Here is a 23,395-nt window from a genome sequence, read left to right as displayed (position 1 = left end):
TGAAAGGGACAATGATGAACAATCCCCGCCACAACATCCGTGAAGTCCGGGCGCCGCGCGGCGACAAGCTCAACGCCAGGTATTGGACGACCGAAGCGCCGCTGCGCATGCTGATGAACAATCTTGACCCCGACGTCGCTGAAAATCCCAACGAGCTGGTCGTCTATGGCGGCATCGGCCGGGCGGCGCGCACCTGGAATGATTTCGACCGCATCGTTGCCTCGCTGAAGACGCTTGGTGAGGACGAGACACTTTTGGTGCAATCCGGCAAGCCGGTCGGCGTGTTCCGCACCCACGCCGACGCGCCACGCGTGCTGATCGCCAACTCGAACCTCGTCCCGCACTGGGCGACCTGGGAGAAATTCAACGAGCTCGATAAGAAAGGTCTGATGATGTACGGCCAGATGACGGCCGGCTCCTGGATCTATATCGGCACGCAGGGCATTGTGCAGGGCACCTACGAGACCTTCGTGGAGGCCGGCCGCCAGCATTATGGCGGCAATCTCAAGGGCAAATGGATCCTGACGGGCGGCCTCGGCGGCATGGGCGGCGCCCAGCCGCTCGCCGCCGTCATGGCCGGCGCCTGCTGCCTGGCGATCGAATGCAATCCGGACTCGATCGATTTCCGCCTGCGCACTCGCTACGTCGACGAGAAGGCCGAGACGCTCGATGAAGCGATGGAGATGATCGAGCGCTGGACCAAGGCCGGCGAGGCGAAGTCGGTTGGGCTGCTCGGCAATGCCGCCGAGATCGTGCCGGAAATGTTCAGGCGCGGCATCCGCCCCGATATGGTCACCGACCAGACCTCGGCCCACGACCCGATCAACGGCTATCTGCCCAAGGGCTGGACGATGGCCGAGTGGCGCGAGAAGCGCGTCAGCGACCCGAAGGCGGTCGAGAAGGCGGCGCGGGCTTCCATGCGCGAGCATGTCGAGGCGATGGTGGCGTTCTGGAACGCCGGCGTGCCGACGCTGGACTACGGCAACAATATCCGCCAGGTCGCCAAGGACGAAGGGTTTGAGAACGCCTTTGCATTCCCGGGTTTCGTGCCGGCCTATATCCGCCCGCTGTTCTGCCGCGGCATCGGCCCATTCCGTTGGGCGGCACTCTCGGGCGATCCGGAAGATATCTACAAGACCGACGCCAAGGTGCGCGAATTGACGCCTGGCAATACCCATCTGCACAACTGGCTGGACATGGCGCGCGAGCGCATTTCCTTCCAGGGCCTGCCGGCCCGCATCTGCTGGGTCGGTCTTGGTGACCGCCACCGGCTCGGCCTCGCCTTCAACGAGATGGTTGCCAAGGGCGAACTCAAGGCGCCAGTCGTCATCGGTCGCGATCACCTCGATTCCGGCTCGGTTGCTTCGCCGAACCGCGAGACCGAAGCGATGAAGGACGGCACCGATGCCGTATCCGACTGGCCGCTGCTCAACGCACTGCTCAACACCGCTTCCGGCGCCACCTGGGTGTCATTGCACCATGGCGGCGGCGTCGGCATGGGTTTTTCACAGCATGCCGGCATGGTCATCGTCGCCGACGGCACGCCCGATGCCGCCAGGCGCCTGGAGCGCGTGCTGTGGAACGACCCGGCGACCGGCGTCATGCGTCATGCCGATGCCGGCTACGACATCGCCATCGAGTGCGCCAAGGAGCATCAGCTCAATTTGCCCGGCATCCTCGGGTGATAGGCTGAGATCATGCGCATTCTTCGTGCCGCCGACTACCGCGTCATGCCGTGGAAGAACGGCGGCGGCACGACAACCGAGATCGCCGTTTCGCCCGACGGGGCGGGCCTCGATGAGTTCGACTGGCGCGTGTCGATGGCCCGCGTCGAAGGCAGCGGGCCATTCTCCACCTTTGCCGGCATCGACCGCACACTGTCGGTGCTGGAGGGCGAGGGCATCGTGCTTGATATCGCCGGCCGGCCGGCGGCGCGGCTGACACCGGCTTCCCAGCCTTTTTCCTTTCCAGCCGACCAGCCGACCAGCGCCGCGCTGATCGCAGGCCCGATCACCGATCTCAACGTCATGACCCGCCGTGGCCGCACACTGCATTCGGTCGAGCGCTTGGCGATTTCGCGGCCTGTGGAAATCGCGACCCAGGCCGGTTCGACCCTCATCCTGTGTCACAAGGGCGAAGCCGTCTTCCACGAGGCCGGGTCAATTCGCCTCGGGCCGCTCGACACGCTGCTGCTCGGGCCGGATGCCCCGGCGCTGAGGGTCGAGCCTGCTCGGGATACGACGCTGTTCGTGGTCCGCGTAACCATCGCGGCCTGACGCCTTCGCGCCAACGGTTACCGCCTGTTTCCAAACATGATCGTGCTGCCGGCGAAATATAGCGTAAGCTCTTGCCGGCATCACGAAAAAGCCCGAATCCTCTCCGCCGATCGATCTCGACGGGAAGAGGGGCGCTCGTCTTGGAATTTTGCCGAGAGATGACGCCCTGTCGCGGTGCGGAAACAAACTTTCGGCAAGTGGGACTATGCAACCAATTGCATTTGAACCGGTTTTAGGGCCATTGCCGTGGCGGTGACGCCGCTGAGTGCCCGCTTACGGAATTTTCAATGAATATTCAGACGAACCCAGCCCAGATCGAGAAGACCAGCGCCAGCTTCCCGGCCATTACGGAAGAGCCGATAAGGTCGACATTCCTGCCGGAGGAACGGCTCCGGCTGCTCGGCGAAAGCCTGGCAAAAGGCGATCTCACCGACCTGTTCGGGCTTATCCCGTTCGACTTCCAGGCGCGTATCCGCGACAGCGCCAAGAAGATCCTCGAAGTCTACCGTTCGACCAATGCGGCACAAGCCAAGGGCGAAACGATCACCCCGGCCGCGCAATGGCTGCTCGACAACAATTACCTCGTCGAAGAGACCATTTTCCAGGTCAAGCGCGATCTGCCACGCCGCTTCTACCGCCAGCTGCCGACGCTGAAGCTGCCTGATGGCGGCACCGTGCCGCGTGCGCTGGCACTGGCCTGGACCTATGTCGCGCATTCGGACAGTTCCGTCTCCGCGACCATGTTCAAGTCCATCGTCCAAGGCTTTCAGTCGGTCGAGCCGCTGAAGATCGGTGAACTCTGGGCACTGCCATCGCTTCTGCGCTTCGTGCTGATCGAGAATCTCCGCCGTCTGGCGGTCAGGGTCAATCGCACCCGCCAGATGCGGCAGATCGCCAACGATGTGGCCGACAAGGTGCTGGCGACCGACGACAGCGCCGACCGGCAGGCTATCCTGGCCAATTTCAGCGCCCACGCGCAGGACACCACCTTTGCCACCCAGCTTCTCTATCGCCTGCGCGACGGGTCGCAGAATGCCGGCAAGGCCCTGGAATGGCTGGAAGGCGAGCTCGAAAAGACCGGCTCCGATGCCGAGGAGATAATCATCTCCGAGCATCACACGCTGTCCAGCGGCAATGTGACGACCGGCAACATCATCCGCGGCCTGCGCCTCATCAACGACGTCGACTGGACAGTATGGTTCGAGGGCGTCAGCCGCATCGATACCGTGTTGCGCGAACGCACCGATTTCGCCGCGCTCGACTTCTTCTCGCGCGACCAGTACCGGACCGCGATCGAGGAACTGGCGCGCCGCTCCGACCTGTCGGAATACCGCGTCGCCGAAAAGGCGATCGAACTGGCCGGCCACGCCACCGGCGAGACCGGCTCGAGCATTGAAGAGGGTGACACGCCAACGGCATCCGCTCACACCGATGTCGGCTTCTATCTCGTCGGTCCGCGCCGTCTGGAATTGGAAAAGGCGATCGGCTATCGGCCGACCATCAGCCAGACAGTCAAGCGGGCCTTCGCCAAGACCGGATGGCTTGGTATCGTCCTGCCGGTCTTCGCGCTGACGGCCCTGCTTCTTGTCCTCACCGGCAATGCGTTGGCCAATCTCGGCCTGTCGGTAACCTCGATCGTCCTGATGCTGGCGCTGTTTGCCGTGCCGGCGAGCGAGGGCGCGCTCGCCTTCTTCAACACCGTGGTCTCGCTGTTCCTCAAGCCGACACGCCTGATCGGCTATGACTACAGGCACGGCGTGCCGCCCGAGGCGCGCACGCTGGTGGTCGTCCCTTCGCTGATCGGCTCGCGTGACGATGTCGAGGAGAACATCCGCAACATCGAAGTGCATTACCTGGCCAACCTGGTGGATGAGATCCATTTCGCGCTTTTGTCGGACTGGCCCGACAGCAAGATCGAGATCGATGCGGCCGACACCGAGATCCTCGAATACGCCCGCGCCGAGATCGCCCGTCTCAACGCCCGCTATCCCTCGGAAGGCGCGCCGCGCTTCTACATCCTGCACCGCCGCCGGCTCTTCAACGCTGCTCAAGGGGCCTGGATGGGCTGGGAGCGCAAGCGCGGCAAGCTGCATGAGCTCGACCTTTTGCTGCGCGGCGACAGCGACACCACCTTCCTGCCGCTGGATGTGCCGCTGCCGGAAAAAGTCGTCCATGTGATGACGCTGGACGCCGACACGCGTACCACGCGCGATGCAGTGGCGAGCCTCGTCGGCAAGCTCTGTCATCCGCTCAACCGCCCGCATTTCGACGCCACCAGGCGCGTCGTCACCGCCGGCTACACGATCCTGCAGCCACGCATCACCGCTTCGCTGACATCAGGCGACGAGGCCTCGTTCTTCCAGCGCGTGTTCTCGGCCAATCGCGGCCTTGATCCCTACGTCTTCGCCGTCTCGGATCTTTATCAGGACGTGTTCAGTGACGGCTCCTTCACCGGCAAGGGCCTCTATCACGTCGATGCCTTCGAGGCGGCCCTGCAGGGCCGCATCGAGGAAAACACCATCCTCAGCCACGATCTGCTCGAAGGCGCGCTGGCGCGCGCGGCGCTGGTCACCGACGTCGAACTGGTCGAGGACTATCCGACCCGATACTCGGTCGACGCCTCGCGTCACCATCGCTGGGCACGCGGCGACTGGCAGCTTCTGGGCTATATCCTTGATCCGCGCTCCGGCGTTCCGGCCCTGTCGCGCTGGAAGATGGTCGACAATCTGCGCCGCTCGCTGACGCCGATCTTCTGGGTGATGGCGGCGATCGCCGGCTGGACCCTGCTGCCGTTCACGCAGGCGGCACAGTGGCAGGCGCTGCTGATCCTCAGCCTGTTCATGGCGCCGACCTTCGACGTCGTCAACGCCATCCTGCCCAAGAGCGGCGACCAGACGCCGCGCGGCCATTTCTCGGCGCTCGCGCGCGACGTTGCCTTTGGCACCGCGATGGTGGCGCTGAAGATCGTGCTGATGGCGCACAATGCCTGGATGATGGGCGACGCCATCGTGCGTACGCTCTACCGGCTGTTCGTCAGCCGCCAGAACCTCCTGGAATGGCGCACCGCCTCGCAGGCGCACAAGGCCGGCGACAATGATGTGGGCTCCTATTACGGCATGATGTACGGTGCCGTAATCATCGGCTTCGTCGGCCTCGCCATTCCGGTGCTGGCCGATTCCACCGGCGCCTTCGTCGCCTTCTTCTTCGCCCTGTTCTGGATCGGATCGCCGGCGATCGCCAGCTGGATCAGCCGCTCGGCTGAAACGGAGGATCGTCTGCGCATATCGCAGGCCGACATTCATGCGCTGCGCACCGTGGCGCGGCGCACCTGGCACTATTTCGAAAGCTTCGTCACGGCGGAGCATCACAATCTGCCGCCGGACAATTTCCAGGAAAGCCCGGCGCCGGTCGTGGCACCGCGCACTTCGCCCACCAATGTCGGTGTCTACCTGCTGTCGGTCGTCTCGGCGCGCGATTTCGGCTGGATCAGCCTGTCCGATGCCATCACCCGCATCGACGCCACCATGACGACCATCGAGAGCATGCCGCGCCACCGCGGCCATCTCTTCAACTGGTACGACACCACGACGCTGAAGCCGCTCTACCCGCTCTATATCTCGGCTGTCGACAGCGGCAATCTCGCCGGCCACCTGGTGGCGGTGGCGGCTGCCTGTGCCGAGTGGGCGGAAGCCCCTTCCGTTCACCTCCAGGGCGATTTCGAAGGCATTCTCGACACGGTGACCATTCTGAGCGAAAGCCTCGATGAGTTGCCTGACGATCGCCGCCAGTTGCGGCCCTTGCGCCAGCGCCTCGCTGACCGCCTGGACGGCATGCGGCGTGCCGTGGAGACGATCAAGGCGCAGCCGGAAATGGCCTCGATCCGCACCATCAACCTTGCCGTGCTGGCGGGCGAGATCCGCAAGCTGGCCACCGCCATCCACACCGAGGCAGCGTCGGCACAGAGCGACGTCATCGTCGACTGGGCGGCAAGGCTGGAAGCGACCTGCGAGGCGCATGTCCACGACGCCCACAGCGACGACAACGCCGTCGAGGCACTGCGCGCCAAGCTACTGACCTTGCGCGAGCGCACGCGCCGTTTCGCCTTCGAGATGGAATTCGCCTTCCTGATGCGGCCGGAGCGCAAGCTGCTGTCGATCGGCTACCGGGTCGAGGAGCACCAGCTCGACGAAAGCTGCTACGACCTTCTCGCCTCCGAGGCGCGGCTGACTAGCCTGTTCGCAATCGCAAAGGGCGACCTGCCTACCGAGCATTGGTTCCGGCTCGGCCGCCCAATCGTCGAGATCGGCTTCCAGGGCGCGCTGATGTCCTGGTCGGGCTCGATGTTCGAGTATCTGATGCCGCCACTGGTAATGAAGGAGCCGCAAGGCTCGATCCTCAACCAGACCAGCAAGCTGATTATCAAGCGCCAGATGCAGTACGGCCGCCAGAAGAACGTGCCGTGGGGCATTTCGGAAGCGGCCTACAACGCTCGCGACCGGGAACTGACCTATCAGTATACCAATTTCGGTGTGCCCGGGCTTGGGCTGAAGCGCGGCCTTGGCCAGAACACGGTGATCGCGCCCTACGCCACCATCCTGGCGGCGCAGTTCAACCCGCGCGAAGCCGTGCAGAACCTGTCTCGGCTGCGCGAGATCGGTGCGCTTGGTCCTCATGGCTATTACGATGCGGTCGATTTCACGCCGCAACGCGTGCCTGAAGGTACCAACCACGCGGTCGTGCTGAATTACTATGCGCACCATTCGGGCATGTCGATCGCGGCGGTCGCCGACGCGATCTTCGAGGGTCGCCTGCGCGACCGTTTCCACAGCGATCCGGTTATTGAATCGGCTGAACTCCTGCTGCAGGAAAGGGCGCCGCGCGACATCCCGACCGCCACCGTCAGGACCGAAGCGGACGAGCGAGCCAAGGACGAGACCGAGACCGAGAGTCCCGACACCCGCATCGTGCTCGATCCCTTGCGAGCGTTGCGATCGACCAATGTGATGTCGAATGGCCGTTATTCGGTGATGGTGACCGCGACCGGTTCCGGCTACAGCCGCTGGGGCGATCTGTCCGTGACCCGCTGGCAGCCGGATCCGGTCGAGGACCGTCTGGGCTCGTACATCTTCCTGCGTGACGTCAGCACTGGCGACTGGTGGTCGGCAACGGCGGAGCCCAAGCGCGCGGCCGAGGAGAAGGTGCAGACCCTGTTCTCCGACGACAAGGCGAGCTTCGTCAAATCGGTCGGCACGTTGCGCTCCGAGGTCGATTGCATCGTCGTTTCCGAAGGCAATGGCGAAGGCCGTCGCATAACGCTCTACAATGAAAGCACATCCGATCGTCACATCGAGGTGACGTCCTTCGCCGAACTGGTGCTGGGTTCGGAGGCTTCCGACAACGCGCATCCGGCCTTCTCGAAGATGTTCGTGGAGACCGAAATCGCCGCCAACAACGGCGCGATCTTCGCCACGCGCCGCAAGCGCGAAACCAGCGAGCCTGATATCACCCTGGCGCATTTCGTCACCGATCCGTCCGGGCCGGCGCGCGATGCGGAGGCCGAGACCGACAGGCGTGCCTTCATCGGCCGTGGCCGCTCCATCGTCGATGCCGCCGCTTTCGATCCAGGCGCGAGACTTGGCGGCCATTCCGGCTTCACGCTCGATCCCATCGCCTCGCTCCGCCGCCAGGTGCGCGTACCCGCCAACAAGAAGATATCGTTGACCTTCTGGACCGTGGTCGGGGCCAATCGCGCCGAGCTGGACGATGCCATCAATCGGCTCGACCATCAGGAGAGCTTTGCCCGCCAGGCGATGCTTGCCTGGACCCGCAGCCAGGTGCAGACCCGCCACATGGGCCTTAGCCTGACCGATGCCGCCAATGTGCAGAAACTGGCACGCTATCTGATCTATCCCGATGCGTTCCTGCGGCTGCCTGCCGAATCCATCGCTTCGGGCCTGGGCAAGCAGTCGAGCCTGTGGCCGACCAGCATTTCGGGCGATTTTCCGATCTTCCTGGTCAGGATCGGCGACGTCGCCGACCTGGAAATCGTCGCCCAGGCGCTGCGCTTCCAGGAGTATATGCGCACCCGCGGCATGATGATCGACTTCGTCGTCGTCAACGAGCAGGCCTCGTCCTATGTCCAGGACCTGCAGCGGGCGGTCGAGACGCTGTGCGAAAACAGCCGTCTGCGCGGCAAGGAACTCGGACCACGGCAGCATATTTTCGCGGTGCGCCGCGACCTGATGGAAGAGACCACATACAAGACATTGCTCGCCGTCGCCCGGGTGGTGCTGCATACGCGCAACGGCACCATCTTCGATCAGATCGAGCGGGCCGAGGCAGCGGCCCTGCAGGCGCGCGACGCGCTTGTGCCGACCGGGTTGACGACGCCGCGCGAGATTCCGGCGCCGGTGGCGCATGCATTCGCCTCGCAAGCCGTGGCGGATGTCAGCGCCGATGGCACCGGCCTCAACCAATGGAACGGCTTTGGCGGCTTCGACGGCGACGGACGGCACTATGTGGTGCGCCTGGCTGGCCGGCGCAGCACGCCGCAGCCCTGGATCAACGTCGTCTCCAACGCCTCGTTCGGCTTCCACACCTCGGCCGAGGGCGCCGCCTTCACCTGGAGCCGCAACAGCCGCGACTACCAGTTGACGCCGTGGTCGAACGATCCGGTCTCGAACCGGCCGGGCGAGGGCATTTATATCTACGATCAGGCCAGCGGCAGGGCATTCTCGCCGCTCGCGGCCATGGTGCGCGATCCCTCGATGACGTACGAGGCCTGGCACGGGCAGGGCTTCTCGACGTTCCGGTCGAAGCGCGGGCCGTTGTCGATGGACCTGACCCATGTCGTGGACCCCATTGATCCGGTGAAGATCACGCGGCTGCGCATCCAGAATTCCGGCTCGGTACCGGCGCGGCTGCGCGTCTATGCGTATGCCGAATGGGTGCTTGGTGGGCACCGGTCACGCACCGCGGCGACCATCGTTCCGTCCCGCGACAGCGCGACCGGCGCCTTGCTGGCGCAAAACCCCTACGGGCTCGATTTCAGCGAGCGCGTGGCCTTCCTCGCCGCCGACGCGGCTGTTCATTCGGTGACGGCGGACCGTTCCGAGTTCCTCGGCCGGCACGGGTCCAGCGAACTGCCGCAGGCGGTGCTGAGCGGCGCGGCGCTGTCGGGTCGCGTCGAGGCCGGAGACGATCCATGCGCGGCGATCGCCCGCGACATCGAGATCCCGGCCGGCGGCGACGTCACGCTGCTCTGGCTGCTCGGCGACGCCGATTCCGCGGCGCAGGCGAGCGCGCTGGTGCAAAAGCACCGGGGCAAGGATTTCGACCAGCGCCTGGCCGACAACGAGCGCGAGTGGCGCGGCTTCCTCGACACCATCCAGGTCGAGACGCCGGACAAGGGGCTCGATGCCATGGTCAATCACTGGCTGCCCTATCAGAGCCTTGCCTGCCGCATCCGCGCCCGCTCGGCCTTCTATCAGGCGAGCGGCGCCTTCGGCTTCCGCGACCAGTTGCAGGACACGCTGGCACTGCTGGCGCATGATCCGACGCTGGCGCGCGACCAGATACTCAACGCCGCGCGGCGTCAGTTCCCGGAGGGCGACGTGCAACATTGGTGGCTGCCGCGCACCGGGGCCGGCGTGCGCACGATGATCTCCGACGACGTGGTCTGGCTGGCCCACGCCACGGCGCGCTACCTTTCGGTGACCGGCGACGCCACGATCCTGAAGGAGCAACTGCCCTTCATCGATGGGCAGGCGCTGGGCGAGGGCGAGCACGATGCCTTCTTCACCCCGGAAATCTCTAAGAAGACGGTGTCGCTCTACGATCACTGCGCGCGCGCGCTCGACCTCGCCATCAAGCGCAGCAGTCCTGCCGGCCTGCCGCTGATCCTTGGCGGCGACTGGAACGACGGCATGAACCGTGTCGGCGAACACGGCAAGGGCGAGAGCGTGTGGCTGGGCTGGTTCCTGCTGAAGACGCTGGGCGACTTCGCCACCGTCGCCAAGGCCGAGGGCGACAGCAAGCGCGAGCAGGCCTGGGCAAAGCATGCCGATGCGCTGAAGCGGGCACTTGAGAGCACGGCATGGGACGGCGAATGGTACCGGCGCGGCAGCTTCGATGACGGCACGCCTTTGGGCTCACGCACGTCCGAAGAGTGCAGGATCGACTCCATCGCCCAGTCCTGGAGCGTGCTTTCGGGTGAGGGCGACCCGGCGCGGTCGACGACTGCGATGCGGCAGGCTACCAGCCTGCTGGTGGACGACAAGCTCAAGATCGTCAAACTGTTCACGCCACCCTTCTCGAAGACGCAGAAAGATCCTGGCTACATCAAGAGCTATCCGCCTGGAGTGCGCGAGAATGGCGGCCAGTACACCCACGCCGCGACCTGGTTCGTCATCGCGCTCGCCGAGATGGGACAGACCGACGAAGCCTATCGCTGCTTCTCGATGCTGAACCCGGTCAACCACGCAATCGACGAGGCCTCGACCGAACACTATCGCGTCGAACCCTATGTGGTGGCGGCCGATATCTATGCCGGAGAGGACAAGGGCGGGCGCGGCGGCTGGACCTGGTACACCGGCTCGGCGGGCTGGCTCTACCGGGCGGCGGTCGAGGGCATCCTCGGCATCGAACGGCGCGGGAAGCAGATCACGTTCCGGCCGAAGCTGCCCAGCCATTGGGATGGCTACCACGCCACGCTCAAGATGCTTGGCGCCGAGATCAAGGTTCATGTCATTCGCGACAAAAAGACCAAGACGATCTCGCTGGAAGTTGATGGTTCGAAAACAAAATCCGCTTCTTTCGAACCCAAAGCTGGTTCGAAGACCGAGATCGTGGTCAAGATACCGGCGTGAAATCAGTGGCTTAGATCAATGGATCGCGCGTCCTTCGGGACGCGCGGCATGGCCCCTTGTTACTTGCGCGATCCGCGATGACGTTCGCCAGGCGCACCCAGTGCCAATTCCTGCAAACCTGTTGTGATTAAAATTGTGGCAGCGCTCGGCCGTTGCCATGATTTTGCCGCAAGGCTGGCATTTCACCTTTTATCTCAAACCGTTAGGTGATCACGTCAGATTTCGTATCGTCGTCATCTTTTGTTCGCTAAATGGGAACGGAAGCGATAGACGGGCATTGTTTTGCGACGCATCAACCGTTACGTGTCATGGAATGGTGCAGTGCACAATACTGGTATTGGGCACAATACAGAGTTGGCGGAGTAGCTGAAGTGTCACTTCTGCAGATCTATTGGAGAGCGCTGGGCTATCTGGCCGCCGACAAGAAGCGCGTGGCGCTGATCTGTTCGGCCAACGTCGCCCTTGCCGCCATAGCCATTCTTGAGCCGATCATGTTTGGCCGGGTCATCGATGCGATTTCCGCGCGCGGCTCGGTGTTCTCCACGCTTGCCGTATGGGCCGGCCTGGGCGCCTTCAATGTGATCGCTTTCGTCCTGGTGGCACGCGGCGCGGACCGCTTTGCCCACGCAAGGCGTAGCGAAGTGCTGTGCCAGTCCTTCGAACGCGTCATCACCATGCCGCTCGCCTGGCATCATCAGCGCGGCACTTCCAACGCGCTGCACACCTTGTTGCGCGCCGTCGAGACGCTGTTCAGCCTGTGGCTTGAATTCATGCGCCAGCATCTGTCCACCGCCGTTGCACTCGTGCTGCTGGTGCCGACGGCGCTCAGCATGGACGTGCGCATGTCGATGGTGCTGCTCGGGCTCGGAGTGCTCTATGTCTGCATCGGCCGGCTGGTCATGAAGCGCACCAAGGCAGGCCAGGCCGCCGTCGAGCGTCACTACCACAAGGTGTTCGCGCATGTGACGGACTCGGTGAGCAACGTCGCTGTTCTGCAGAGCTACAACCGTCTGGGCCACGAGGCCGAGACGCTGCGCCGCTATGTCAAGAACCTGCTCGACGCGCAAAACCCCGTGCTCGACTGGTGGGCCATCGCCAATGCGCTCAATCGCCTGTCGTCGACGATCTCGATGATGGTGGTGCTTCTGATCGGCGCCTACCTAGTCACGCATGGCCAGTTGCGCGTCGGCGACGTGATCGCCTTCACAGGCTTCGCCACGCTGCTGATCTCGCGGCTCGACCAGATGTCGGCTTTCGCCAATCAGATCTCGGAAGCCCGCGCCAAGCTCGAGGACTTCTACAAGCTCGAGGACTCGGCCGCCGACGCCGCGGAGCCCGATGGCCTGCGCGACCTCACCAATGTCACCGGCCATGTCCGTTTCGAGGATGTCAGCTTCGAATTCGCCAATTCGGGGCAAGGCGTCAGCGACGTCTCCTTCGAGGTCCAGGCCGGCCAGACGGTTGCCATCGTCGGACCGACGGGTGCCGGCAAGACCACGCTGATCAATCTACTGCAGCGCGTCTTCTCGCCGTCCAGCGGCCGCATCCTGATCGATGGCATCGATACCCGCACCGTGACCCGCAAGTCGCTGCGCCATTCGATCGCCACCGTGTTCCAGGACGCCGGGCTTCTCAACCGCTCGATCGAGGACAATATCCGCGTCGGCCGCGCCGATGCGAGCAATGACGAGATCCATGCCGCCGCCGTCGCGGCTGCCGCGCAGGACTTCATCCTGGCCAAGAGCAATGGCTACGACACCGTGGTCGGCGAGCGTGGCGGCCAGCTGTCGGGTGGCGAGCGCCAGCGCATAGCCATTGCCCGCGCCGTGCTGAAGGATGCTCCGATCCTGGTGCTCGACGAGGCAACCAGCGCGCTCGACGTCGAGACCGAGGACCGCGTCAAGGAAGCGATCGACGAGCTGCGGCGCGACCGCACCACCTTCATCATCGCGCACCGCCTGACCACCGTTCGCGACGCCGATCTGGTCGTGTTCATGGACAAGGGCAGGGTTGTCGAAATGGGCGGCTTCGCCGAACTGTCGCTGCGCAACGGCCGCTTTGCCAGCCTGCTGCGCGCCGGCGGCTTGCTCAACGACGAAGAAGTCCGCCGTCTCAGCCGCTCCGTGCAGGGCGAGGCCGCGTAAGAATCGTCCTTTTTACCTCTTCCTTGTGGGGAGGTCGGACCAGATGTGCCGGGGGGCAGCGCCGCCCTTTGGCTCGCAGCGATCGTCCCCGCGAGGGGCAGGGCTGATCCAGCCTGCGACACCGCCGCTCGATTGCCCCGATCGCGCCGGCGGTCTATGTAAAGTCGCATGAGCGACACGACTTCACGCCCGAGCGGCTGGATGGACCTTGCCAACCCGACGCGCTTCGTCGCGCTGGTGGACAGGATCGTGCCGTGGCTGGCGGCGATCGCCGCACTCATCCTTGCGGTGGGCCTCTATATGAGCTTCACCGCGCCCGAGGATTTCCAGCAAGGCATCACCGTCCGCATCATGTACATCCACGTGCCTTTCGCCTGGCTCGCCATGATGTGCTACACGCTGATGGCGGTTTCCGCCCTCGGCACGCTGGTCTGGCGCCATCCGCTGGCCGATGTCGCGCTGAAATCGGCGGCACCCATCGGCGCGGTCTTCACGGCACTTGCGCTGATCACCGGTTCGATCTGGGGCAAGCCGATGTGGGGCACCTGGTGGGTGTGGGATGCCCGCCTGACCTCGGTCTTCGTGCTGTTCCTGATGTATCTCGGCATCATCGCGCTGACCCGCGCACTCGATGATGCCAGCCGCGCAGCCTGGGCCGCCGCCATCATCACGCTGGTCGGCTTCATCAACATCCCGATCATCAAATTCTCGGTCGACTGGTGGAACACGCTGCACCAGCCGGCCTCGGTGTTCCGGATGGACGGCCCGACCATCGATCCCAGCCTGCTTTGGCCACTGCTGGTCATGGCTATCGGCTTTACCGCGCTGTTCTTCGCGCTGCACTTGATGGCAATGCGCACCGAGATACGCCGCCGCAGGGTCATCGCCATGCGCAGGGTCGCGGCTCGACAGGCGGAACGGCAACCGGGCTAGTTCACCCGTTACCCGCCGAAAGAGCTCACGCCATCAGCCCGCGCGCAGCGACCGGCAGCGTTTCCAGCACTTTCTCGCCGTCGATCAGGTTGACCTGGTTGAAGAGATTGGTGACGACACAGCAATGATCGGGCACCACGCGCACGCGATCGCCGATGCGCAGTTTCGCTTCACCGGAAAGCGTGACGGTGCCATGCTCTTCGCTAAGCCCGGTCACCCTTGCGTCGGCAGCGCCGAGCAACTCGCCAAAATCCTTTAACCCGAGCGTGTCGCTGGACAGCGCCTTGCTGCCCGCATCGAGTATGGCACGCGTCGGCGTCGGGTGGCTGACCACGGTCGACAGCACCGTCAGCGCGCAATCGTCCAAGGTGCCGACCCCTTTGGCGACCTGATAGCGGTCGAGATAGATGTAGGTGCCTGGCCGATACTCGGTGACGACAGATGTATCGCTGGACCGCCACATGTCGGGCGTGCCGCCGCTGGAGATGCGTTCGCAGGCGAGACCCGAACCGGTCAGCGCCTGCCTGGCGTCGGCGAGCCACGCTTCGGCCTCCGCTGCGCGACCGGCCGCCGGATAGGTCATCAGCCCGCCAAAGGCGAGGCCACCGGCCTTGTCGATCGCCCTTGCCAGCGCAACCGCCTCATCGGCCGTCTGGACGCCGCAGCGGCCCATGCCGGTGTCGCATTCGACCAGCACGGGGAGGCGATGGCCGGCATCGGTGAATGTGGCGGCCAGTCCTTCCAGCGTATCCATGCTGTCCGCCGTGACTGACAGGGTCACGCGACCGTGCAGCGCCTTCAGCCGCTCCAGCTTGGCGCGGCCGAGGATGTTGTAGGGAAGAAAAATGTCGGTCAGCCCGGCATCGGCCATCACCTCGGCCTCGCCGATCTTCTGGCAGGTGATGCCGACGGCACCCGCCGCCACCTGCTTCTTCGCCCAGTAAGGCAGCTTGTGCGTCTTGATGTGCGGCCTGAGCTTCAGCCCGTTTCGGTCGGCATGGGCCTGTGCGCGTGCAATGTTGGCTTCGGCGCGCGCGGCGTCGATCAGGATCGACGGCGTGTCGAGGTCGTGGATGGTCGGCATGGGCTATCACTCTGTGAGAATTCGCGGGGGTTATGAGCCTGAAAGCGGTTGATGTCACGCGGCCAGCGGACCGGATCGGTGGGCCATCCGCGCGTGGCGCAGCACCGGGCAGGCGCGAGATGGATCGACACCGCATCGGCGTTCGGCTATGCGATTTGCAATGCATGTCGCCCAAAAGTGCCCAGCGGTTTTGGGATGACGACAAGCAACAACCTAAAGCGTGTCGACACGAGGGGTTACGATCATGAAACGCTCCGCCATCAATGACATCATCCGCGAAGCCGACGCTTTCATCCGCTCGTTCGGCTACATCATGCCGCCCTTCGCCTACTGGTCGCCCGAGGAGATGAAGGCGCGCCAGGTCGACTCCTCCGCAATATTCACCTCGCGGCTCGGCTGGGACATCACCGATTACGGCCAGGAGAAATTCAACGAACTCGGCCTGTTCCTGTTCACCGTGCGCAATGGCCGCTACGAGGACATGAAGAAGGGCATGGGCATGCTCTATGCCGAGAAGATCATGATCTCGCGCAAGGACCAGCTGTCGCCCATGCACCGCCACAACATCAAGGCCGAGGACATCATCAACCGTGGCGGCGGCAAGCTGGTGCTGGAACTGTTCATGCACGATCGAGACGGCGGCATCGACCCCAAGGCGGAGGTTTCCGTGTCGGTCGACGGGACCATCCACAGGCTGCCGGCGGGCGGCCTCCTGAAGCTCGACCCGGGTCAGAGCGTCACACTGCTGCCCGGCGTCTGGCACGCCTTCTGGGCCGAGGGCAAGGACGTGCTGATCGGTGAGGTGTCGACCGTCAACGACGACCTGACCGACAACGTGTTCCGCGAGCCGATCGGCCGCTTTTCCAACATCGACGAGGATGTTGCTCCAGTGCACCTGCTGGTGGCTGACTACGAGAAATGGCTGGGCTGAGGGCAGGGCGGCGGTCGCCTGCCGTCAGCTTTTAATGGTAGCCTGGCGCCGGCTGCGCGCTCGTCCGGCACAGGTATGACATGTCTGATCGTCAGTTGAGCCACGGCGTTCGACAAGCCGAGGCTTGAGGTTTGAAGGATAGCTTTGCCGAGGCCCAGCTTAATTGCGGCAGCCTCATCAAAATGGATGGCGACTCTCGTCCACGCCTGTGGTGGCATCCAGCTCAGGTGGAGAGCGGGGACCGGAGCGACAGGTGGTCCTCCGGCAGGGGGGCCAACTCCCTCATTGAGTGCGCCTCTTTATGCGCTCCGACCGAGGAGAACGGAGAATGCAATATCCTGGCGAGTGGAACAAAAGGCTGCCTCGTACTCAGCCAGAAGATGAGCGTCAGGCGCGGCTCGAGAAAACGGCCAGGCTTAAGCGGCTTCGGTCTTACGCTTCCTGGCTGGCGCCTGACCCACACGCCCAACTTCATGATGAGATAGACTGCTCTGCGCTAATTGAGGAAGGCAGATCAGTGGGGCTGGCCTGATCGGCAGGGTGAAGCTGGGGGCCGCCTGCCGAGCCTCAATGACAGCAGCTGGCCGCCGGTGGCACGCTCGTTCGGCACAGGCATGACGAACTGATCGCAACATCGGCCTTGGCCATCGCCGTGGCGAGTCTTGCCTGCAGGGCCGGCAGCTCTTCGCGTTCGCCGCGGCGCCTCAAGCATTCCACCAGCCCGTGCAGCGCCCAGACATTGTCCGGGTGCTGGGCGCAGCGTTGCACCTTGGCGCTCAGGCCGAGATCGTCGCGATAGACCTGCTCGGCCTCTTGCGCATGGCCCTGGTCGAGAAGCAGCGCCGCCAGCGCATGGCGCGGCGGGTGCATCCACGCCCATGGCTCGGTGTAGGAAAGGTCGTCGTCCAGCTCGACCGCCTGCCGCAAATGGGCGTAGGCCTCCTCGTGCCGGCCCTGATGGTAGGCGAGCTCGCCATCCAGCAAGGCGGCACCGACGGCCAGCGAAGCGCGGGTCGGGTTGCTGAGGAAACGCCGTTCGGCCGGGATGTTCTCCATATGCCTCTGGAACCGCTTGCGCTCGCGCTCGGCCTCCGTGAATTGCCTGAGCGTCGCATGCGCGACACCCTTGGCGTAGTGCTGCATGGCCGCCGTCAGTACATACAGGCCGGGCTCTTCAACCACCGGTTCGTCGATGATCTCCTGCCAGCGGCCGAAGCGCACCTGCACATGCGATTTCATCGCATGATAGCCTTCCACCGTTTGCGTCAGCTTGGGCCGGGCCTGGATGGCGACCACGTCTCGCGTCACCAGGCTGCGCACCTTGTCGGCGGCCCAAAGGGCCGGCCGGTACTGGCCGAGGAACATGCAGGTGAACATCATCAGATGCAGGTCGTGGCAGCAGCCGAGCAGATAATAGGTCGGCTCGTCGGCATAGGCGAGATAGAGGTCGTTGGCGCGGACAGCCTTTTCGCTGGCGATCTTCGCCTTCTCATAATCGCCGCACAGCACATAGATATGCCCCGGCATGTGGTTCATGTGCCCGGCATCGGGGCACATCGCGCCCAGCCGGTCGGCCGAGCGAATGCCGCGTTCCGGCATGGTGGACATTTCCAGCAGATGGATATGCAGGTGCAGGATCGCCGGGTGCTGTGCCGCGCCGGCCTCATCGGCGAGCCGGATCGACCGCTCGCAAACCTCCAGGGCCTCGACGACATCGGAATTCGGCGCCGGTTCACCGGTCTTGAGGTTCCAAAGCCGCCGCACCGTGCGCATCATCAGCGCCTCGACCAGCAGCGCCATCACATCATGGTCGTGGGGAAAGTCCTGGTACACCCGCCGCATCGCGGCGGCGTAGGCATCATCCCATTGTTCGAATTCCTGCGGGCTTACCTTGTGCGGCTTTTGAAAACGGCTGGCCAGCGCCTCGATCAGTCGCCGTTCGACATCGCTGGCGCCAGCGGCATTGGCGCGCGCCAGCTGGACATGCTCGAAACAGCGTTTCGTCGCCCTGTTGGCCTCGTCTTCGCCATGTTCCTTCCAGGTCAGGTTATAGAAAGGCCCGGCCGCATAGGCGATGCCCCAATGCACGAAGCCGCAGTCGGGATCCGTCTCCAGCGCCTTCTCAAAGCACTTGATGCCTTCCTCATGATTGAAGCCATAGCACCAGTTGAGCCCGATATCGAACCAGCGCTGGGTTTCGGTTGAGCGAGTGGAGATGGGGCGGCGATAGGTGCCGAGGTCGAAGCGGTCCATGGGGTCCATGCAATAAGACGGCCAGGCGCGAAGCCAGCCAAGTTTTGTCCGCGGGCAATTTGTAACGAATGTCGTCGCTTGGCAAACGCCGTGGATGGATATCCATGGCGACGCGGGCGGGATCGGGTTCAGCGTGTCAAATGCGCTTGTTGGTGCTTATCCGAAATTCACGATCGTTTCACGCCCACCCTGCAAGAAGAGGGTGCCATCCAGGCAAATGATTTTATTGGATATATCTGGAAAGGCGGGAAAAATGACTGCGTTAAAAGCATTGACGAGTGTCACTATCCTTGCATCGGCTTGCATGGGCATTTCCTCTGCCGAAATCGTATACGCGGACGAGCCTGCCCATAATCCTGTGATCTCCGATCATTGGGCTTGCGGAAGCCGGATTGAAGTCAGTCCGGAAATCGTTGCGTCCTTTCACCCGACCTACGTCCATCCCGCGAAGGACAAGCTTCCAGCGTTCGTCGGGGGCTTTGTCAAAGACATGGAAAACGGCGGAGTTTATTCCACGATATTCGTAAAAGAGGCGGACGCGTGGAAGGCCTTTGCCGTGCAGGAGCAGGCCAGTTTTTCGAATATCTATGTGCATGCGGAAACTGGGCGGGCCATATTTTTCTCGATGATCAGTGTCGAGGGGCCAGGCCAATCTTATCAGGTTTTGTCAACGCGAGATGGCTTTGCGACGGTCAAGTGTGGCGAGGTGCCTGCGCCAAAAACCAAACTTGATACGTTGGATTATATGCAGATCAGATCGGTTCTTCTGGATGCCGCAGGCGATGGCAGTCTGGACGGCATCGTCCATTTTTCCGAAGAGCGAAAGCCCGAGTGTTTCACAGCCAGCAGCAAGGATGGTGGGCTGAATTGGTCGGCACCCGCTAAAACGGATCAATGCATCGACAGTGTTGTCGAGGTGTTGGCCCCGTTCGATGAGGGATCCGGCCCGGTACAGGATTTGAGGTCGTTGGCGCGGTAATAGCTGGCCCGCCGAAATAAAGCGAGAAGGCCCTGTGATGGGCGAAATGGGAGAGAAATTATGAGTTTCGATCGTCCCTTCTTCTTTAATAGCATTCGGTCCCTGTTTGGCAGTCTCAGCCAGGCTCAAGTCAGCGGAATGTCGGCGGTGCTGGATCAGTGGGAGATCCGGATGCCCAATGCCGACCAGCGCTGGCTGGGTTACATGTTTGCGACGACTTTTCATGAGACCGCCAGACAGATGGTGCCTGTTCGCGAGGCCTACTGGCTGTCGGAACAGTGGCGAAAGACGCATCTGAGCTACTACCCATATTATGGGCGTGGCTACGTTCAACTGACCCATCAGACCAACTACAAGAAGGCCGGAGACTTTGTCGGGGCGAACCTTGTTCAGTCTCCGGACCTTGCCTTGAGACCTGACTATGCCGCGGCGGCGATGTTTGTCGGCATGGTGCAGGGTTGGTTCCGAGGCGACGCGCACGGCCCGCACACGCTGACGCGCTACTTCAACCCCCATACGAATGACCCGATCGGGGCGCGCAAGATCATCAACGGCTATGAGCCCGGCGTTGCCGAGGCAATAGCAGGATACCACAGCCGCTTCCTCTCGGCGCTGCGGCCGGCGGGTGCGGTTCCACTGGCGGTGACGATGGGGGCAATGTCATTTGATGGTCCTGTTGGCGACGGATTGGCGATGACCGAATCCGTGATGGCGCCGAGCGTCGGGCAGGACATTGGCTTCGACACGATCGCGCAGACGCGGCACGCAGGGATGAGCGAGGCGATTCAGTCTCCCGGGACTGTCTCTCCAGAAAACCCGGCGATGCCCATTCTTTCGATGACCACGGACATCATCACGGCCTATGTGGAATCGAACTCGATCGACGCCGCGCTACTTCCGGAACTGATCGCGGATGTCTACGCCGCGCTTGCAAATGCCGACAGGATCGTGGACCGCGGCCGTGGGATGCAGGAAGCGGAGCCTGTCGTTGCCGAAAGGGAGCTCTCCGCCGGCCCGAAAAAAAGACCTGGGAAGCCGTCGCCCAAGGTTGTGGAAGCGTCACCGCAATAGGCTGCAAGGCCGAGGGGCTGGTTTCCCAAAAAGGGAAGCCGCGCGGTCTAAGTCAGCCCGATGGCAACGCCGCCAGCACTCGTCAACCCGAGGTAGGTGGTCTTCGGCCGCGCCGTTGTGGCGTCGCTTCGCTCTGCCAGCCAGCCAGCTCGGGCAGGTGGTCAAGCCAACTTTTCTCGGTCATTGAAGCAGCGCCGGTCTGAAGGTCTGCCTCGGTGGCGTTTTGAATGAGCCAATCCATCCACTTGCGATAGGCAGCAGGATCCAGTTGGGGCGGCAGAACCTTGGCCTTGGCCAGCATGCGTTTGCGGAAACTGGTTTGTCTGCGGAGCTTGGTCGTCGTGAATTTGATGACCTTGCCCTGGTGTTCAACCGTCCAGCGGTCATTCCCATGGCTGGTGAGCCTGTCGATGGTAAAACCGGCATCGACCGGCCTATCCCGCCAGGGAAGCTCGATGGCATTCTTTCTCAGATCAAGAGCCCATCGCCTGTAGTCGGCCCCGGCACGCTGCGGCGGCAGCACACCGGCCTGTTCGAGCATCCTTCTGCGGAAGGTAGGCTGCTTCTTCAACTGGCCGGTTGTGAACTCGACGCGATGCCCACGAAACTCGACATGCCAACGGATCCTTCCGTTGCCGACATACTTTACCAGCCTGTCGATGACGAATTCGCGATCGGCAGGCATCACGCAGCCTTGGCGGATGCTCTCGCGAATGAATTCGGTATCAGTGACCACTACGCCGCCTCGTGCAGGAAACTTCTACGCAACCTTAGCCATTGGACCGCGCCAGCAGCCACCGATCTTTTTTTGCCTTGCAAATCTCGCTGCCTCAAGCCGCTCAAAGTGAAGCGCCGTGCCCGTTCTCGGGGGCGGGAAGCTTGATTCAGGTGCCGCGCATCACCCTGCCGCGCTTGCCGTCGGCTGCCTCGGGGCCTTCCATCCTGACACGAATGTGCGAACCGTCGTGTTAACGTCTGATGGTGTCATGCCATCGATCGGATGGCCATCGGAGCAATGGGAGAGTTCGCCACGTCCAGGATCAACCGCCGCGCCCTGCTTTTCCATTCCGGCAGCGCAGTCGTCGCCTCGACGGTTGCGGCAACCGCACGCGACACGGAGTCGCCGGGCCGAGACCAGGAACCGTCCGATAGACTGGGAGAACTGATTGAGGCGCACAGGACGGCATATGCGGCGTTCGGCAAGGCGCTGCACGACATAGGCGGCGGCGACTCCGGCAGGGCAGGCCGGGAGGAGGAGAGGGCGCTGCTCGCCATCTGCGGCCATGCCGCGGTCGAGGAAGGCGATCGCGTGGCCAAGGCCCGGTATCTTTTGGAGATCGAGGCGCGCGGCGAACTCGACCTCCCGGAGCATATGCAGGCCGTTCTTCGATCGACGATGTGGAAGGGATGAGGCGACCGGCGTGCGACCGCGACAATGGCGTGGCGCTGATATGCGCGGTGGTTGTGGACTGCATGTTCATGTTGCGGCGGCAGCCTCGCCGCGCGACGCGAACCTTTTTGCAGCCTGCCCTACGCCGGCTTGGCGTATTGCTCGGCGCTCATGACCTCGATGCAGACAAAGCGTTCGTTGCCTTCCACCCAGGCGTCGTGACCGGGCGGGATTGTGTAGGACGTACCCTTCGTGAAGGTTTTCTGAGTTCCGTCATTCATCCTGACGGTGATGGTTCCGGAAACGACGTAGCCGACATGCGATACCTGACAGCTATCCGTCTTGACGACCGGCTTCACGCATTCGGACCATTTCCATCCCGGCTCCATATTGAGCCGTCCAAGCGTAAAGCCCGGAAGCCGTACCACCTCGACGCGTGTCTTGGCGGGCGAGCGAACCTCATCCGGGTTGTCGTGAGATTTGGATTCAAGTTTGGTGACATTCATTCCACCATCGGCCATGGCATCCTCCCATACGCGACGCGGACCCAAAAGCGGGCACCTTCAATTATATTAGAAAATGCTTTTATAAGCAAAGGCTCGGCCACAGCCCGCGCTCATCACCTGAATGGGTGACTGCGGACATTAGATTCTGGCGCGTGCCGTCATTGGTCGTGAACATCAGTTAGCGCAAGTCCCTTGGAATTGATCCAGAAGTTCGCCGGAGATTCTCCAACAAACTATGCTCGCGCCCTGCGATAGCTGTAACCCACTGAAGGTTGCGCAGCGAGATTGCCATTAGCGTGCTCCTAGCCGTCTTCGAATCGCTGACCGTTCACGACGCCTCGTCGGGCAAAGTGGACCCGGCCCATCAATGTGAAATAGAGGGCAGACCTCGGTATTGAGCCCGCAATTTCTTGGAAAAGCGAATTGCCTCCGGGATCGACGCCAGGACGACAACGTGCCCGCCAGTATTGGTCTCCGCCAGATCGAGGTCGCGATCGCTTTTTTGCGGACTCGCGTAACCTAAACGGTCCTCCGAGCGAACTTGGATAGAGCGAGCCATCACTGGCCTCGTCTGGCGAAGGCCAGTTTCACTCAGTGGAGAAACAGATGTCCAACCGCATGATCTCAGCCGTCGTTTCCGCAGCGTTCGCAACCGCGGTCGTCTCGCTCGCGCCTGCTTATGCCGCCATGAGCACGAGCAAGGCCGACATGGAAAAGATGATGAAGGAAACCCAGGCCAAGAACCAGGCCAAGATGAAAACCGGCAAGTTCGAGAAATGCTACGGCGTGGCGGTGAAGGGCCACAACGACTGCTACGCCGGCGCCGGCACGACCTGCGCGGGCACCAGCATGATCGACTACCAGGGCAATGCCTGGAAGCTCGTCGCCAAGGGTAGCTGCACCACAATCTCGACCCCGAGCGGCCACGGCAGCCTCAAGCCCCTCAAGGCCTAAACGTCGG

At 63.0% G+C, this 23,395-nt stretch carries 14 protein-coding genes; 10 read left to right on the top strand and 4 right to left on the bottom strand.

Annotated features, from left to right (window positions below):
• The first annotated feature begins 14 nt into the window (after window positions 1-14).
• The 5 genes from hutU to EB230_RS23390 all read left to right on the top strand — a co-directional run bounded on the left by hutU (window position 15) and on the right by EB230_RS23390 (window position 14,220).
• Complete coding sequence (gene hutU / locus EB230_RS23410; protein WP_056562741.1) at window positions 15-1,685, top strand: urocanate hydratase; 1,671 nt, start codon at window positions 15-17, stop codon at window positions 1,683-1,685.
• Between the two features lie 12 nt (window positions 1,686-1,697).
• A complete protein-coding gene (locus tag EB230_RS23405; RefSeq protein ID WP_056562737.1) occupies window positions 1,698-2,276 on the top strand; it encodes a HutD family protein in 579 nt (192 codons plus the stop codon).
• Between the two features lie 287 nt (window positions 2,277-2,563).
• Window positions 2,564-11,143: a glucoamylase family protein gene (locus EB230_RS23400; RefSeq protein WP_056562734.1), complete on the top strand. Its 8,580-nt coding sequence runs from the start codon at window positions 2,564-2,566 to the stop codon at window positions 11,141-11,143.
• 371 nt (window positions 11,144-11,514) lie between these two features.
• Window positions 11,515-13,287, top strand: a complete 1,773-nt coding sequence (locus EB230_RS23395) for a glucan ABC transporter ATP-binding protein/ permease (protein WP_056562731.1) — start codon at window positions 11,515-11,517, stop codon at window positions 13,285-13,287.
• A 168-nt stretch (window positions 13,288-13,455) separates the two neighbouring features.
• Window positions 13,456-14,220 carry a heme ABC transporter permease gene (locus EB230_RS23390; protein WP_056562728.1) on the top strand — a complete coding sequence of 255 codons (765 nt, stop codon included), beginning with the start codon at window positions 13,456-13,458 and terminating at the stop codon, window positions 14,218-14,220.
• Between the two features lie 25 nt (window positions 14,221-14,245).
• Here EB230_RS23390 and EB230_RS23385 read toward each other — a convergent pair whose 3' ends face one another.
• On the bottom strand, window positions 14,246-15,304 hold the full coding sequence (locus EB230_RS23385) for a D-TA family PLP-dependent enzyme (protein WP_056562725.1): 1,059 nt from the start codon (window positions 15,302-15,304) through the stop codon (window positions 14,246-14,248).
• A gap of 244 nt (window positions 15,305-15,548) precedes the next feature.
• Between EB230_RS23385 and EB230_RS23380 the strand changes: the two genes are divergently transcribed.
• Window positions 15,549-16,235, top strand: coding sequence for a D-lyxose/D-mannose family sugar isomerase (locus EB230_RS23380; protein WP_056562720.1), 687 nt, complete (start codon window positions 15,549-15,551; stop codon window positions 16,233-16,235).
• 567 nt (window positions 16,236-16,802) lie between these two features.
• Here EB230_RS23380 and EB230_RS23375 read toward each other — a convergent pair.
• Window positions 16,803-18,488 (bottom strand): hypothetical protein, encoded by a 1,686-nt coding sequence (locus tag EB230_RS23375; RefSeq protein WP_056562714.1) that lies wholly within the window; start codon window positions 18,486-18,488, stop codon window positions 16,803-16,805.
• Window positions 18,489-18,582: 94 nt separating this feature from the next.
• On the opposite strand from EB230_RS23375, the gene EB230_RS23370 reads away from it, so the two are divergent.
• Window positions 18,583-19,467 carry a hypothetical protein gene (locus EB230_RS23370; RefSeq protein WP_155772387.1) on the top strand — a complete coding sequence of 295 codons (885 nt, stop codon included), beginning with the start codon at window positions 18,583-18,585 and terminating at the stop codon, window positions 19,465-19,467.
• A gap of 60 nt (window positions 19,468-19,527) precedes the next feature.
• A complete protein-coding gene (locus tag EB230_RS23365; RefSeq protein ID WP_172374047.1) occupies window positions 19,528-20,538 on the top strand; it encodes a glycoside hydrolase family 19 protein in 1,011 nt (336 codons plus the stop codon).
• A gap of 82 nt (window positions 20,539-20,620) precedes the next feature.
• Here EB230_RS23365 and EB230_RS23360 read toward each other — a convergent pair whose 3' ends face one another.
• Window positions 20,621-21,274: a hypothetical protein gene (locus EB230_RS23360; protein ID WP_172374046.1), complete on the bottom strand. Its 654-nt coding sequence runs from the start codon at window positions 21,272-21,274 to the stop codon at window positions 20,621-20,623.
• A gap of 264 nt (window positions 21,275-21,538) precedes the next feature.
• Between EB230_RS23360 and EB230_RS23355 the strand changes: the two genes are divergently transcribed.
• Window positions 21,539-21,949: a hypothetical protein gene (locus tag EB230_RS23355; protein WP_244493881.1), complete on the top strand. Its 411-nt coding sequence runs from the start codon at window positions 21,539-21,541 to the stop codon at window positions 21,947-21,949.
• A 119-nt stretch (window positions 21,950-22,068) separates the two neighbouring features.
• Here the strand turns inward: EB230_RS23355 and EB230_RS23350 are convergent, their stop codons facing one another.
• Window positions 22,069-22,449, bottom strand: coding sequence for a cupin domain-containing protein (locus EB230_RS23350; protein ID WP_056562697.1), 381 nt, complete (start codon window positions 22,447-22,449; stop codon window positions 22,069-22,071).
• Window positions 22,450-23,040: 591 nt separating this feature from the next.
• On the opposite strand from EB230_RS23350, the gene EB230_RS23345 reads away from it, so the two are divergent.
• On the top strand, window positions 23,041-23,388 hold the full coding sequence (locus tag EB230_RS23345) for a DUF2282 domain-containing protein (RefSeq protein WP_056565450.1): 348 nt from the start codon (window positions 23,041-23,043) through the stop codon (window positions 23,386-23,388).
• The last annotated feature ends 7 nt before the right edge of the window (window positions 23,389-23,395 follow it).

This window comes from Mesorhizobium sp. NZP2234, assembly GCF_013170765.1.
GTDB classification, from domain to species: Bacteria; Pseudomonadota; Alphaproteobacteria; order Rhizobiales; family Rhizobiaceae; genus Mesorhizobium; species Mesorhizobium loti_D.
The sequence above is the reverse complement of the archived record's forward strand: the minus strand, read 5'-3'. Positions and strand labels throughout refer to the sequence as shown.